12 protein-coding genes are annotated in these 13,271 nt (G+C 46.1%); 5 read left to right on the top strand and 7 right to left on the bottom strand.

Going from position 1 to position 13,271, the window contains the following annotated elements; genetic code table 11:
- Positions 1–54 precede the first annotated feature (54 nt).
- The gene (locus KNP99_RS04910) at positions 55–1,257 is read right to left on the bottom strand and encodes an ABC transporter permease (RefSeq protein WP_088837817.1); all 1,203 of its coding nucleotides are present in this window, start codon (positions 1,255–1,257) and stop codon (positions 55–57) included.
- On the bottom strand, positions 1,247–2,140 hold the full coding sequence (locus KNP99_RS04915; RefSeq protein ID WP_215193054.1) for an ABC transporter ATP-binding protein: 894 nt from the start codon (positions 2,138–2,140) through the stop codon (positions 1,247–1,249). The genes KNP99_RS04910 and KNP99_RS04915 overlap by 11 nt, the downstream gene beginning before the upstream one ends.
- Positions 2,141–2,464: 324 nt before the next feature.
- On the opposite strand from KNP99_RS04915, the gene KNP99_RS04920 reads away from it, so the two are divergent.
- Positions 2,465–3,073, top strand: coding sequence for an alpha/beta hydrolase (locus KNP99_RS04920; RefSeq protein ID WP_215193055.1), 609 nt, complete (start codon positions 2,465–2,467; stop codon positions 3,071–3,073).
- A 52-nt stretch (positions 3,074–3,125) separates the two neighbouring features.
- Here KNP99_RS04920 and KNP99_RS04925 read toward each other — a convergent pair whose 3' ends face one another.
- Both KNP99_RS04925 and KNP99_RS04930 read right to left on the bottom strand, forming a co-directional pair.
- Entirely contained in the window at positions 3,126–3,593 is a 468-nt protein-coding gene (locus KNP99_RS04925; RefSeq protein ID WP_088837814.1) for a hypothetical protein, read from the bottom strand.
- Between the two features lie 424 nt (positions 3,594–4,017).
- Complete coding sequence (locus tag KNP99_RS04930; protein ID WP_088837813.1) at positions 4,018–4,758, bottom strand: SGNH/GDSL hydrolase family protein; 741 nt, start codon at positions 4,756–4,758, stop codon at positions 4,018–4,020.
- A 43-nt stretch (positions 4,759–4,801) separates the two neighbouring features.
- Between KNP99_RS04930 and KNP99_RS04935 the strand changes: the two genes are divergently transcribed.
- Together KNP99_RS04935 and KNP99_RS04940 are read left to right on the top strand one after the other, a co-directional pair.
- A complete protein-coding gene (locus KNP99_RS04935) occupies positions 4,802–5,869 on the top strand; it encodes an acyltransferase family protein (protein WP_088837812.1) in 1,068 nt (355 codons plus the stop codon).
- A 51-nt stretch (positions 5,870–5,920) separates the two neighbouring features.
- On the top strand, positions 5,921–6,253 hold the full coding sequence (locus tag KNP99_RS04940; protein WP_235195173.1) for an Asp23/Gls24 family envelope stress response protein: 333 nt from the start codon (positions 5,921–5,923) through the stop codon (positions 6,251–6,253).
- A gap of 47 nt (positions 6,254–6,300) precedes the next feature.
- Here KNP99_RS04940 and KNP99_RS04945 read toward each other — a convergent pair whose 3' ends face one another.
- Positions 6,301–7,059, bottom strand: a complete 759-nt coding sequence (locus KNP99_RS04945; protein ID WP_214768868.1) for an SLAP domain-containing protein — start codon at positions 7,057–7,059, stop codon at positions 6,301–6,303.
- Positions 7,043–9,403 (bottom strand): preprotein translocase subunit SecA, encoded by a 2,361-nt coding sequence (gene secA / locus KNP99_RS04950; protein ID WP_214768866.1) that lies wholly within the window; start codon positions 9,401–9,403, stop codon positions 7,043–7,045. The genes KNP99_RS04945 and secA overlap by 17 nt, the downstream gene beginning before the upstream one ends.
- A 295-nt stretch (positions 9,404–9,698) precedes the next feature.
- Between secA and pgmB the strand changes: the two genes are divergently transcribed.
- A complete protein-coding gene (pgmB, locus tag KNP99_RS04955) occupies positions 9,699–10,361 on the top strand; it encodes a beta-phosphoglucomutase (protein WP_214767987.1) in 663 nt (220 codons plus the stop codon).
- A 695-nt stretch (positions 10,362–11,056) separates the two neighbouring features.
- Here pgmB and KNP99_RS04960 read toward each other — a convergent pair.
- On the bottom strand, positions 11,057–12,550 hold the full coding sequence (locus KNP99_RS04960; protein WP_215193056.1) for an N-acetylmuramoyl-L-alanine amidase: 1,494 nt from the start codon (positions 12,548–12,550) through the stop codon (positions 11,057–11,059).
- Positions 12,551–12,841: 291 nt separating this feature from the next.
- Between KNP99_RS04960 and KNP99_RS04965 the strand changes: the two genes are divergently transcribed.
- A complete protein-coding gene (locus KNP99_RS04965; protein WP_029331484.1) occupies positions 12,842–13,243 on the top strand; it encodes a Rok-like winged helix domain-containing protein in 402 nt (133 codons plus the stop codon).
- Positions 13,244–13,271: the final 28 nt, after the last annotated feature.

The raw sequence follows: 13,271 nt of genomic DNA on the forward strand, positions 1-13,271 counted from the left end.
CTCCTAAAGTTTTTCTCACTTAACGATAGCGGAAACGTCTCATCTTGTAAACCACTACTGACGACCACTTAAAATACGTCGCAGTTGCTTGAGCGGGTTCGATCCATAGAACAGCACACCGCCTCGATAAAATTTCGTTCCGACGAACAGGGCAAGGGCGATGCTTACCCCCATTAAGCCGATGGATAAAAGGATTTGCCACATCGGGACGTCCGTCAGCATGACCCGTAAGAACATCAACATCGGGGTGAAGAACGGAATGAATGATAAGACGACGACCGCTTGATTTGTTGGAGCGTTTAAACTAAAAATGGAAATCATGAACGCGGCTACAATCAGCATGATAACGGGTATCGTTACTTGCTGTGCATCTTCGACCCGACTGACGAGTGAACCGAGTGCGGCGAGCAACGTTGCATAAAGGAAGTAGCCGAGTAAGAAGAATACAAATAAGTAGACAACTGTTTGAATGCTTAAAGAGTCGAGTGATAGTTGGTCAAACAAGCTGCTTTTTTGTCCACTGTAGTAACCAACGCCAACAAGCAAAGAAAGTTGAATGATGCTGACCGTTGCAATGGATAAAATTTTTGCAAGCATATGTTGAATCGGACTGGCAGCAGAGATTAACAGCTCCATGACACGTGATGATTTTTCATTGGCAATCTCGGTTACAATCATTCCGCCATAAATTACAATCGTAAAATACATTAAGAACAGCAAAACATACACGAGGGCAGAAGCGGCAAACAGTTCGTCCTCATTTTTTCCGCCAGTGGATGTTAACTCTTGTTTTGTTGTAATAGGAGCAGCCAATGCGGCGAGAATCGCAGGATCAACATTTGATTCAGAAATGATTTTTTGATCACGAACCAGTTTTAGTGCCGTTGACAGTTGAGTTTTCAGGGATTGTTCCGGACTCTCACTAATTAATGTGACAGCGTAAGGATCGCTCGTCATCAACGCAACCACTTCATATGTGCCGTCTTTAACGGCATCTCGTGCTTCCTGTAATGAATAATCTTTCTGATCGATTTCGGATTTTATCCCACTTTCTTTTAGAACAGGAACGATGTCCGCATCCAGTGAACTGACAACAGCGATTTTAGGTTCGTCTCCTGCAAACCAGTCAATGATTCGTTCGATATTCGAAAATCCAATCAAAAAAACAATCATTAAAGCGGTTGAGATAAGAAAACTTTTTGCCCGCAATTTTTGTAATAAACTAAAGCGATACAGGGTCATAAATTTACGGTTCATAACGTTTTCCGACCTCCTCGATGAAAATGTCCTGTAGGGAGAGTTGATCCCAGACGAAACGTTCGACGTGGAAACCTTCTGTAATTAAACGGCGAAGTAATCCGTCGGCGGCTTCTTTCGATTCGACTTGGAGCGTGTAGCCGGTGCCTTCCGTCTCGACCTGTAAAATACCAGGCAGTGCATCCCATAACAATGGTGGGGCATCGGTTGCTAACAAAACACGCGTTTTTCCGTAGCCTGCTTTGATGTCTGGTAAGTAACCGGCGACAACAGGTTTTCCGTGATCTAAAATCGCGACATGTTCGCATAATTCTTCGACATGATCCATCCGGTGACTCGAGAAGACAATCGTCGTCCCGTCCGTCGTCAGTTTCCGGACCGCTTTTTTAAGTTGTTCGACGTTGACAGGGTCAAGTCCGCTGAACGGTTCATCGAGAATCAACAGATCCGGCTTGTGCAGGACGGCAGAAATCAATTGAATTTTTTGCTGATTCCCTTTTGAAAGCTGTTCGACACGCATCTTTTCATATTGAGGAATTTGAAAGTAATCCAACCACGCCACTAGAGATGCTTTAGCCTCTTTACGCCGCATCCCACGAAGCTCGGCTAAAAAGATTAATTGCTCGTCCACCCGAATCTTTGGATAAAGACCGCGTTCTTCTGGTAAATAGCCGATTTGCGAGAGGGGGATGGCTTTTCCTTTCCAGGTGATTGATCCTGTCGTCGGCTGTAAGATACCGAGCAACATCCGGAACGTCGTCGTCTTTCCGGCACCATTCGCGCCAAGTAATCCGAAAATCTGTCCTTCCGGAACTTGAAACGATAGCTCATCGACGGCTGTAAAATCGCCGAACTGTTTTGTGATGTTCTGTAGTTCTAGCATGTGAACCTCCTTGGTAGACTAAGTAGTCACTTCTCTTTACATTGTACCCTTACGTTAAAACTGGTTAAAGGTTCCATTTTTAAAATTTATATAATTGAGCATTTTTGTTTACTTTTAGTAATTTAGTTACTATTATTATATTAAGGATAAAAGGGAGTAACTAGGTAATCGTCATGAAAGCGCAACGGACAATCCTGGTTTTGCCGTTGATGAAGCATTCGAAGCACTCGGTGAAGACTTAAAGTTGCCGGAACAATTTGAGGCGCACCGGGTGCAAATCGCGCAACATGCCGCACCAATCACAGTCAAGAAGGGGAGACTCGTATGATACATCTTTTTGAACAACCTAAAAAACAAGGCGCACCGATTTTCTTGCTTCTCCATGGCACGGGTGGATCGGAACAAGATTTAATCGGACTCGTCCAATTGTTTCATCCAGATGCCGGTTATCTCTCCGTTCGTGGAGCAGTCACGGAAAATGGGATGCCGCGTTTCTTTAAACGCTTGGCAGAAGGCGTCTTTGACGAAGCCGACTTAGCCTTACGGACAAAAGAATTGATGGCATTCATCAAAGAAAAAAGTGAGACGTATCAATTTTCCGTTCAGGAATTAATTCCCGTCGGTTACTCGAACGGTGCGAATATCGCAGCGAACATGATGTTTGAAGAAGCGCTGTTCGCACAAGCGATTTTGCTCCATCCGATGGTACCGCGTCGTGGCATCCCGTTGCCAAATAGTGAAGGCGTCAACGTCTTCATCGGAGCGGGGGCAAATGATCCGATTTGTGCCGCAAGTGAGACGGAAGAACTAAAAGCACTATTTGAAGGTGCCGGAGCGCATGTCGACGTGACATGGTCAAACCACGGACATCAGCTCGTCATGCCGACGATTGAAAGCGCGGCATCCTGGTTAAACAATCAATTGACACAATAAAAAAGCATTGAGAACTCAAGGGGCAGAATCCTGAGTTCTCAATGCTTTTTTATTAAGCTGGATGGTCACTTTTCGGACGAGAATAAACAATCAAGATTCCTCGCTCAACGAGTTGCATTGCGAGTGTCTCTTTTGCTTCTTCAGAAATTTTCGTCTGTGTGATATGTTTGTACAGGTGCCGTAGTTCGCGACGCATCGGTTTGCGGACGAGCCACATGCTGTCGATGATCGAACACCACGTCAGGACGGTTTCTTGACCGATATAGAATTGCTTTTGCCGATTGAGATAACGAATCCACCATTCATCGCGAAGCATCTTTAAAGTAACGCCGGTAACAAAGACGATCAGAAATGTCAGTGGAATTGTTTCATACAAAGGAAGACTTGTCAGGACATCGCGAAGTCCTGTGACTAAGCTGAGCATCATCCAACCAATGAGCCCGATGACGAGCCAATAACCAAAGTTGAGTGTACTTCGTCGTTGCATCATGAGTTTCGGTTTCAAGAGTGGAGTGGCCATCAGAATCACCTCCTTGTGAAATAATCGAATTTTCTGACAATTTATAGTTGTCCTTCTACTATAGTTACTTTTTCCCTAAACGTCCAGTCATTAGACATGGAAAATGTGTTTCTTTCTTGACGATTTTCGTGTACGCTAAAAAAAGAAAGTGAGCGGTTACATTAAAGGAGGAAAACAGATGGTGGATCAAGTCGTTTGGATCGCGGTTGGTATCGTCGCAATCGCTGTGTTCACAGCTTCAAGCGTTGCTGCGTACATGGGCGTTAAAAATCAAGAAGACTAAGAATTGGTCAGGCATCAGCCTCACCGAATCTTTACAAGCTCAAAGGACGATTCCGCTGTCGGAATCGTCCTTTTTAGATTTTTGAATACAATCAAAGCCAACCGAATGACAAGCGCATCATTCGGGTCGGCCGAGTAGAGCTTATTTATTTTCCGTCACATCTATCTTTTCTGCATACGGTTTTAAGGCATCGCTCCACCGCAAGTAACCGCCACCGACGAGGTGCAACCCATCATACGTCATCCGATTTTGGAGGTATCCTTGATCGTTCGTCAAGACCGGCCGTAAATCGACGAAGTCGGCATCGACCGATTCTGCGAGCTGCTTCAAATTACGGTTCAACGCTTCGACTTCACGGTTGACCCGGACGGAGTCGGAATATTTCGGTGCGACGGGGACCGTTGACTGGATGACGACGTCGATGTTATTTTTTCGGAGTGTCGTCACGATCGTCGTCATATTCTCTGTAATCTTAGAGACGGGTGTGAAGTGCCGGATGTCATTGATACCACCCATCACGAAAACTTGTTTTGGTTCTAACTCAAGAATTAGGTCAAGTCGTGTCAAAAATCCTTCCGTTGTATCACCGGGAATCCCGAAATTAACGATCGATGAATCATTCATCAAAATCCGCCAGTCACCAAAATGTGTCATCGAATCACCTAACATGACAGCATTCGGAGATTTTGGGTATTGATAAGTATGGAAGAGACTATTCAATCGGACATAGTTGGAGTTTTTTGTGTATTGGAATGTCGTAACCGGTTTCGAACTCATTGCAGGGAAGACGTCTTCGATTAAATCAAGTGGTTTACGTCCGAACAGTAGTGCAAGGAGAACGATGTTTATGACAACCGAGAGAATCAATAGTGCTTTTTTCATAAAACAATCGTTCCTTTCAGAGGAGTATAAGGGGTAGTGTAACATGAATCGAAATCCATGGTTCGACAATATTAAAGGATTTCTTGTCATTTTCGTTGTCATTGGTCATATGCTGACTGATATTCGGTTCGACTATGATGGCAAGGTACTCGAGACGGTCTATTTAATTATTTATTCGTTCCACATGCCATTGTTCATCATTTTGAGTGGCTACTTCTTTCGCGAAAACAAGTACTTACGGGTGATTCAATTATTTGCCGTCTATTGTGTCTGGCAAATTTTAATCGGGTCGTGGGCAACCTTTGGGGAAGGGTTACCCTTATTTTCCGGTCAAAATATCGGGACGCACTTGTTGCGTCCGTACTGGGCGCTTTGGTATTTGTTCGTCATGGTCGTCTGGTACATTGTCACACCATACGTCGTGCACTTGAGAGGATATATCTGGTTCGGTTTAGCGTTCGCCCTGTTATACGGCTTCGAACTTGAGAATACAGGATTCCTGGCATTACGGAAGTTAATCATGTTCTATCCGTATTTCTTATTAGGGAACTATCTCTCGGAACACGAGTTTATCCGGATTTTCGAGATGCCGAAAAATTTCAAACGCCGGATGAACGTCCGCTTACTGGGCGGACTCGCGTTTACTTCCGTCGTCGGTTTTTTATTGTTTCAAGCCTGGCGGGATACACCGCAAGAAGTCGTCGATCTTGCAAATGCCTTTAAACACCGTTTTCCTTACGTCGAACAATATGATAGCGATGCCTGGGTCGGGGTACTGAAGCATAGCGTCATCTATTTCTTATCGATCACGGCGTCACTCGGGTTCATGATGCTTGTGCCGATGCGCAGGCTTCCACTCGTGACCCGGGCAGGGGAGCTGAGTCTCTACGTTTATCTTTTACACGTCTTCTTCGTCATGGCTTGGCGACAATATGTAACGGGTGCATTTGTAACAGAACCTTGGGTCGCTTTGTTGATCATTTTTGGCGTTGCGATTTTAATCGTCGGAATCATCGTTCACCCGGCAGTTGTTCGGATGTTACGCCCATTGATTGAAATTGACATCCGTCCGATTGTCGAGAAGCGGGAAGACCTTTCAAAAAAAGGTTAAATGCTATACACTTTAAAGTAGATGGATTAATAGATGAAGGGCGTGGAAAGTATGTCATATAACTTAAACAACGCGGATGGTGTCGTAAACGTTTCTCAGCAGGTAATCGAGGTCATCGCCGGAGTTGCCGTCAAGGAAACAGAAGGTATCGCATTTACGCAAGATGATTCGAAACTGCAAGAAAAACAAATGGTCAAACTCGTTAAGGTCGAAGATGTCGGAGGCGAGATTACGGTCAGCCTGGCTGTTCATATCAAGTATGGTATGTCGATCATCAAGACAGCGGGTAAAGTGCAAGAACGGATTGTGCAAGACATGGAAAACATGTTGGCATTCCCACCGAAAGCAGTCGACGTCCGCGTCATCGGATTGTTAAAAGGATAAAAAAGGAACGAGGCGCTTCGTCATTGGACGAGGCGCCTCGTTGTTGATTAGGGGAGGTAGCGGAGGGCGAACGTTTCAGTTGCCTTTGCCGAATAGTCAAACTGGAGGCGAATGGCATATTCGCTCGTCGAAAAAACAGATACAGCGGGGTGCTCGGTCTGCGCAAGCGTCGTTTCTCCGGTCACGAGTTCGAATGCCAACTGATCGAGTGTCAAAAGCTGATTACTTGGATTACGCACTAAGACAATCGCTTCAACGGAAGTCTCTTTTTTTAGAATCGATACCGGAAGGAGCGACCAACCGTCTGTCGGAGGAATCGGGTGAGAAAAAGCGATTTGGCGGATCCGTTGGCGTTCAGTCTCCGAGAAGGACGAATCAATCAGCACATCGGTCAATAATTCGTTCGAAAAGACAAGTTGGACCGGATCAGTAAGTAAATCAAGGTCGACAAACACATCTTCTTCCGCAAACTCAAGCCAAAGCGGAATTGTTACCATTGGTAAAAGGACCGGTATCTCCTCGATACTAAGCGTTTTCCGGGCAATCAACTGGTCGCCGGACAGTGCAAGAACGACTAAATCATTCAGCTGGAAAGCTTGGTCAAGTGTATTTTGGAACAAGGCAATCAAGCGCAACGGCTTGTTTTCTAACCTTTGGAAGAGGTGGATTGCCATTTGACCAGGAGCGAGTCCAGGTAGTTGTGCCGCGACGTAGCGGAAGACATACTCATCTTCTTTGACGATTGGCATATCGTCCGTGAAATAGAGCGCAGGTTGAATAACCGGTGAATCAGTCGACGGTTGCATGAAGCATTCCTCCTTCAGTCGTAACACTTTCGAAGCGACAAAGACTAGAGACAATCTGTTTTTCAAAAGTAGAAATCGCATAAGTGAAGTAGTCCATTCCTTCCTGTTCAAAGATACGAACAGGTTGTTCCTGCGCATAACCGCGAAGATGAATCCCTTCCTTCAATGAATTCATCGCCGTTAAGTGACCCGTCCACTGTTCATCGAGTGCGAGCAGCATGAAGCGACGTGCTGTTTCTTCATGGGACGCAAGATGGTCTGCCATCGTGGTCTCGGTCTCTGCAATGAGTGGAGTCAATCGTTGTTTCATTTCTTCACGCGATTCGACGCGCTCGAGCAGGACCGGTTGTTGGACGAGCTGTTCAAGTTCCGATGTCAGTAATGCCAGTGGCCATTCTTCTGGAACGAGCGCGTCATGGAGATGCTCATCGACTAAGGCATGAATGACACGAGCAGCAAAGGACTGGACGAACCCTTCAAGTGACTCGGACTCAACAATTTGATTGCGAAGACGATAGATCGCGAGGCGTTGCTCACTGATGACATCTTCTAGCTGGACGAGTTCATCACGGACGCTCCGGTTGACGGATTCACATGTCTCCTGCGCATAGCACATCAACTGACGCGCCTCTTTTAACGTGACAGGACCTGCGACATCGGGAAGCTTTTTTTGAACACGGGTGAGGCGGTCTTTTGCGAAGCGGCGGGGAAGCTCGTCTTCGAGTGATAAATAGAAGCGCGTCAATCCTGGATCACCTTGGCGACCGGCCCGGCCGCGAAGTTGATTATCGATGCGGACCGACTCGTGGCGTTCTGTCCCGATGACCAACAATCCACCTTGCTGTTTGGCAGAGGCATCGAGGACGATATCCGTTCCACGACCGGCCATGTTCGTCGCAATCGTAATCCGGCCGGCTTGTCCGGCTGACTCGATGATTCGGATTTCTTGATCAACCGTCTTTGCATTCAAAATCTCATAAGGCAACTGTTCGCGCTCCAGGACGTGAGCGACTTTTAGGGATTGTTCGATTGAAGTCGTCCCGATCAATACGGGTTGTCCTGTTTGATGTGCGAGTCGTGTTGCCTGTGCGATGGCCTGATATTTTTCCTGACGCGTCAAAAAAAGGACGTCTGGTTCATCGATTCGGATTTTCGGGCGATTCGGTGGAATCGATACGACATCCATCCGGTAAGTTTTCAGGAACTCATCGCGTGAGGTCGACGCGGTTCCCGTCATACCCGAAACATGACGGTAGAGGCGGAAATAATGTTGAATCGTGATTTGGGCTGTCGTCCGGTTTTCTTCAGTCACGGTAACATTCTCTTTTGCCTCGAGTGCTTGGTGTAGGCCGTCAGATAAACTGCGCCCTTCCATTAAGCGACCTGTGAATAAGTCGACGAGGGCGATTTTATCATCTTTGACGATGTAGTCGATATCGCGTGTCAAGACGACATGCGCGCGAAGTGCCTGGATGACATAATGAAACAAGACAGCATGTTCTGCCGCAAAGAGTTGATCGACTCCGAACGTTCGCTCAATCGTCTCGATGCCTTGGTCGGTTAAGGCAACCGCTTTAATTTCATCGTCAAACGTATAATCTTCCTCTGGCTGGAACGCTTCGATGACACGACGGACGAGTTGTTGGAGCGCTTCGTGAACGGTGTCACGTTCCGCCATGATGAGGGGGGTTTTAGCTTCATCAATCAAGATGCTATCGACTTCATCGATCAGAGCAAAGCGGAGAGGGCGTTGCAACCGGTCTTCTTTGCGCATGACGAGATGGTCGCGAAGGTAATCAAAACCGAACTCCGTTCCGACTCCGTATGTAATATCGGCAGCGTAGGCGGCTCGCTTCTCGTCAAATGATAAGTCGGAATGATTGATGCCGACCGTCAGTCCTAAAAAGCGATGGATTTGTCCGATTTGTTCCGCGTCACGGCGGGCCAAATATTCATTGACGGTGATGACATGGACGCCTTGCCCGTACAGACTCTGTGTAAAACTGGCGAGCGAAGCGACGAGGGTTTTTCCTTCCCCGGTCGCCATCTCGGCGATATGTCCTTCAAGTAGCGATAGGCCACCAATCAGCTGGACATCGTAATGGCGGAATCCGAGCGTCCGCTTACTCGCTTCCCGAACAAGCGCAAATGCAGTCGCAGTAATCGCTTCGACCGACTCACCCGTCTGAAGACGTTCTTTTAAAGAAGCGGTTAAGCGGCAGAGTTCGTCATCGGTCTTCTGTTGCATTTCCGCTTCTAGACTATTGATCGACAGGACGATTTTTTCATAACGTCGCATCCGACGGCTCTGTTCGTCGAGTAGTTGTTTGACACGTTGAAACATACTAAGTCACTCCTTCAATTCCGATTCTAAAACTAACCTGATTATACCAGTTAAAAAATGTAAAACGAATAGTAAAGAGATAAATAGAGAAAACATTTATGCTTATTTGAAAGCGTTATCAATGCAAACTAATTTTTCCTGATAACTTCAAAAGGTCTAAATGAAGAAATTTTTGATAACGCTTGCAAAGAGGTGTATGAAGAGGTAAAATATTTCTTGAGGCAAGTGCAATCGTTTGCGCAAATCATTCGATTTCTTGTCTTTCATGTACGATGGATGAAAGGATGGATGTCGGATGGCACCAACGATTGAAGCGGTTATTTTTGACTTAGACGGCGTGATTACCGATACAGCCGAGTATCATTACTTAGCGTGGAAGCAACTCGGAGAGGAGCTTGAGATTCCGTTCGACCGGGATTTCAACGAAACACTTAAAGGTGTAAGTCGGACCGATTCGTTAGAGCGGATCTTGGCGCTCGGTGGAAAGCAGCATGCTTTCACGGAAGCCGAAAAAAACGCGCTTGCGACGAAAAAGAACGAGCACTACGTCGAGTTGATTCAACATATCTCAGAACAAGATCTTCTTCCGGGAATTATTTCGTTCTTGGATGAAATTCGGGCTGCTGGGCTGAAAATCGGTATGGCGTCGGCTTCGAAAAATGCGCTGACGGTCGTTGAGGCACTAAAGGTCCGACACTATTTCGATGATATCGTCGATGCGGCAACAGTTGCTCAGTCTAAACCACACCCTGAAGTGTTTTTACGGGCAGCTGAAGCGCTTGACGTCGATCCGAGTCGCTGTATCGGTGTAGAAGATGCAGCAGCCGGTATTACAGCCATCCACGCGGCAGGCATGTATGCTGTCGGCGTCGGACCGGAAACGACGTTACATGAGGCAGACTATCGTGTCGATTCGACAGATTTGCTTTCCCTTGAGCAAATCTTAGCTAATCGCTAACGACAACGTTCCATTCCCTGATGGTTCGTTGTTTCATCTGATTGACTCTTTTCATGTGAGGAAAAGGACCGCTTCCCTGAGCGGTCCTTTTTGCGTATAGACAAATTAAGCGGTTTTTAATCTTAACGGATGGTGAAAAGTTGCTTTCCTGCTTCTTCTCAAAACAAATTTTTTTCGCAAAATTCATCGGTAGATGGCAATCCTTTTAGCGTGCAGACTGTAGACAAAGTGCTATCAGGAGAAAAAGCGTCTTTATTCGTTGCTTTCCTCGGGCGAGGCGCAAGCCGTTGCTCCTTGGTCCTTACGGACAACGAGCAGGGTCTTGCCTGCCTCTGAACGTGCGTTAAAAACGCACTTTTTCCCGTAGGAGTCAACGAAATATGACGCTTTTTAGCTAATACCGTGACCAAAAAGCCGGGCATGGAGACGTTTTAGAGCGCAATCCGTTTCGAATCGCTTAGAACCGCGAAAAGCAATCGGTCGCGATCCTGCAGCTTTGCTGTAGCGGCGCGGAAGATTGCCGCTTTGAAGACGAGGCGAGACAGGGAAGCGCGAACGGATTGCATCTCGATACCATATGTTTACGCTTTTTAATAGTTTGTCTACACGCTGAAAGGATTGCGCATCGGTAGATGGCAATCCTTTTTTGTGATTGTATGTCATATTTTTTAGTCGGCTCGAAGTGTTGTGGAAAATTAAAGTGTCGCGAGAATTCCATCTGCGATCGCTTGTGCGTAACGTGCCTGGTAGGCAGCGTTCGTTAACTTCGAACGATCCGTGCTGTTTGAAAGGAATCCGAGTTCTGTCAAAACGGCGGGAGCATTCGTGCCTCGGATGACCGCTAAGTTACCGAAATCCACACCGCGATTTCGCATACCGGCATAACTGACCAGCCGTTGTTGAATCGCATTTGCTAATTGAATGGATGTTGATCCGCTATAGTAATAGTTTTCGGCACCGGAAGCGCTCGTAGCGTTTGAGGCATTGATATGGATGCTGACGAAGCGAGCAGTTGCATGTGAGTTCGCCATGACGCTGCGGTCGGTCAATGTCGGATAATAGTCATTCGTATACCGCGTTAATTGTAAATCGACTTTTCCTTCGAGAAGGCTTGCGACCTGACGCGCGACGGCGAGGACGATATCGCGTTCTGTTAGTCCGACCCGTGTAGCACCGGGATCATAACCGCCATGACCAGGATCAAGGACGATCAATGGTCGATTCGAAGGAGCGGGTTGAAAGAGGGTTAAATACATCGACTCGACATAACCGGAGCGTCCGTCCGCTGTCTTGACCGCGACATAACCACGTGTTTTATGTGTACTGTTTGAGACGACGACCGGCGTACCGCGTCCGAGACGAGCGAGTTGGCTACTTGAAGAAGACGGACCGGAGCGTAATGTGACCGTACTACCTGAGCTGATGAGGACATACATTTTTGAACCGCTGTAATCGACGCTCGCCGTAGAAGAAGAGGCGGGAGAAGAAGTCCCTTTTTTCAAGTAAGTACCGATGACATAACCCGTCGATCCGTTATAGGTCACTTTATGCCACGCGCCACTTGTAGATAGCGACTGAACGACTTGAGTTTTCGGAATCGTCAAGATCAGTTTCCCGGATGCACTCGGTGCGGTACGAAGATTTAACCGTTCGGTTGTTGTATAAGCAGTCGTTTTCGATGTTGTCGAAGCCGCGACTTTTTTTAAGTAAGAGCCGGAGACGTAACCGGTTTTATTACTGTACGTGACTTTGTACCAGTTTCCATCTTTATAGCTTGAGCTGATTTTTTTACCTGTTGGAATCGTCAACAGCCGTGTCGAAGAAGTCGTCGTTGCTTTGCGTAAAGAAAGTGCTGCGGTTGTTTGATAAGTTGTCTTCGCGAAAGCAGTCCCCGTGACGACTTTCTTTAAGTATGTTCCTAGCACGTAGCCCGTCTTTCCTTGATAAGACAGTTTGTACCAATTCCCTTTACGATAAGAGGAGCTGATCTGTGTGTTTTTCGGAATCGTCGTCAACTTTTTCGACGTGGTTGTATTGGATGTCCGAAGATTTAAAGAATCTGTTGTTTTATAAGTCGTTTTCGTAAAAGAAGTACCGCTAGCTGCCGATACTAAAGAAGACGGAAACGCAACCGTGAGTAGAAGCAAAAGTACTAGTGCAAACGACAATAATTTAGTTAATTTGTCCATTAATTTTCCAGTCTCCTTTTGTGTAAAATCAATAGTTAGAACACCTTTACGAATAAAATAAGTGCTTTTGAGATAGTTTAATTTATAATTTATATGTTCCGTTCTAGCTCCTTTCTGTTAATATGAGGTGTAACCATTGTATCGGGTGTTTGATGAAAATATTACAGGATAATTAAATATTTAAAAAAATTATATATTACACAGACAATTTATAGTCTGTAATATTTCAATAAACATACAATTGAAATATAATTGAAATATTTATGTTTAATTTTGGAAGGTAGGGTAAACATGGGAACGAGTGAACACATTTATCGTGAGTTGATGGAGATTGAAGAGGAATACCGCCGTCTTCAACGGCGTGCAGAATACTTGATTGCAGAGTTGAGTCGTGGTGCTGGAGAGTATTCAAAAGAAATCGCCGTAGCACAAGAACGCCCTCTAAAACAACGGCGTGTCAATCAGCGTTACCCGCTTGAAGTGTACGTCCACCAAATCAGTGATTTGATGCGTGAACGTGAATCGATGTCGGCACGTGACATTCAAATGGAACTTGAATTACGTTACCGTCATCAAATCAGTAACATCTATCAATTGATGGCGAAAGTCGAGCAAGCGAACCCGGCAATCAAAAAGGTTGGCCGTGGGATTTATACATATGATCCGTCTGCTGAAGTCCCAATCTTCATGTGAGCCGCTCGTCGGCTCTTTTTTTTTATGA

This window comes from Exiguobacterium sp. s95, assembly GCF_018618655.1.
Taxonomy (GTDB): Bacteria; Bacillota; Bacilli; order Exiguobacteriales; family Exiguobacteriaceae; genus Exiguobacterium_A; species Exiguobacterium_A oxidotolerans.

Excerpts from the sequence above, each read along its gene's own strand:
- KNP99_RS04910 (WP_088837817.1), bottom strand. The coding sequence starts at position 1,257 with ATGAACCGTAAATTTATGACCCTGTATCGCTTTAGTTTATTACAAAAA.
- KNP99_RS04915 (WP_215193054.1), bottom strand. The coding sequence starts at position 2,140 with ATGCTAGAACTACAGAACATCACAAAACAGTTCGGCGATTTTACAGCC.
- KNP99_RS04920 (WP_215193055.1), top strand. The coding sequence starts at position 2,465 with ATGATACATCTTTTTGAACAACCTAAAAAACAAGGCGCACCGATTTTC.
- KNP99_RS04925 (WP_088837814.1), bottom strand. The coding sequence starts at position 3,593 with ATGGCCACTCCACTCTTGAAACCGAAACTCATGATGCAACGACGAAGT.
- KNP99_RS04930 (WP_088837813.1), bottom strand. The coding sequence starts at position 4,758 with ATGAAAAAAGCACTATTGATTCTCTCGGTTGTCATAAACATCGTTCTC.
- KNP99_RS04935 (WP_088837812.1), top strand. The coding sequence starts at position 4,802 with ATGAATCGAAATCCATGGTTCGACAATATTAAAGGATTTCTTGTCATT.
- KNP99_RS04940 (WP_235195173.1), top strand. The coding sequence starts at position 5,921 with ATGTCATATAACTTAAACAACGCGGATGGTGTCGTAAACGTTTCTCAG.
- KNP99_RS04945 (WP_214768868.1), bottom strand. The coding sequence starts at position 7,059 with ATGCAACCGTCGACTGATTCACCGGTTATTCAACCTGCGCTCTATTTC.
- secA (WP_214768866.1), bottom strand. The coding sequence starts at position 9,403 with ATGTTTCAACGTGTCAAACAACTACTCGACGAACAGAGCCGTCGGATG.
- pgmB (WP_214767987.1), top strand. The coding sequence starts at position 9,699 with ATGGCACCAACGATTGAAGCGGTTATTTTTGACTTAGACGGCGTGATT.
- KNP99_RS04960 (WP_215193056.1), bottom strand. The coding sequence starts at position 12,550 with ATGGACAAATTAACTAAATTATTGTCGTTTGCACTAGTACTTTTGCTT.
- KNP99_RS04965 (WP_029331484.1), top strand. The coding sequence starts at position 12,842 with ATGGGAACGAGTGAACACATTTATCGTGAGTTGATGGAGATTGAAGAG.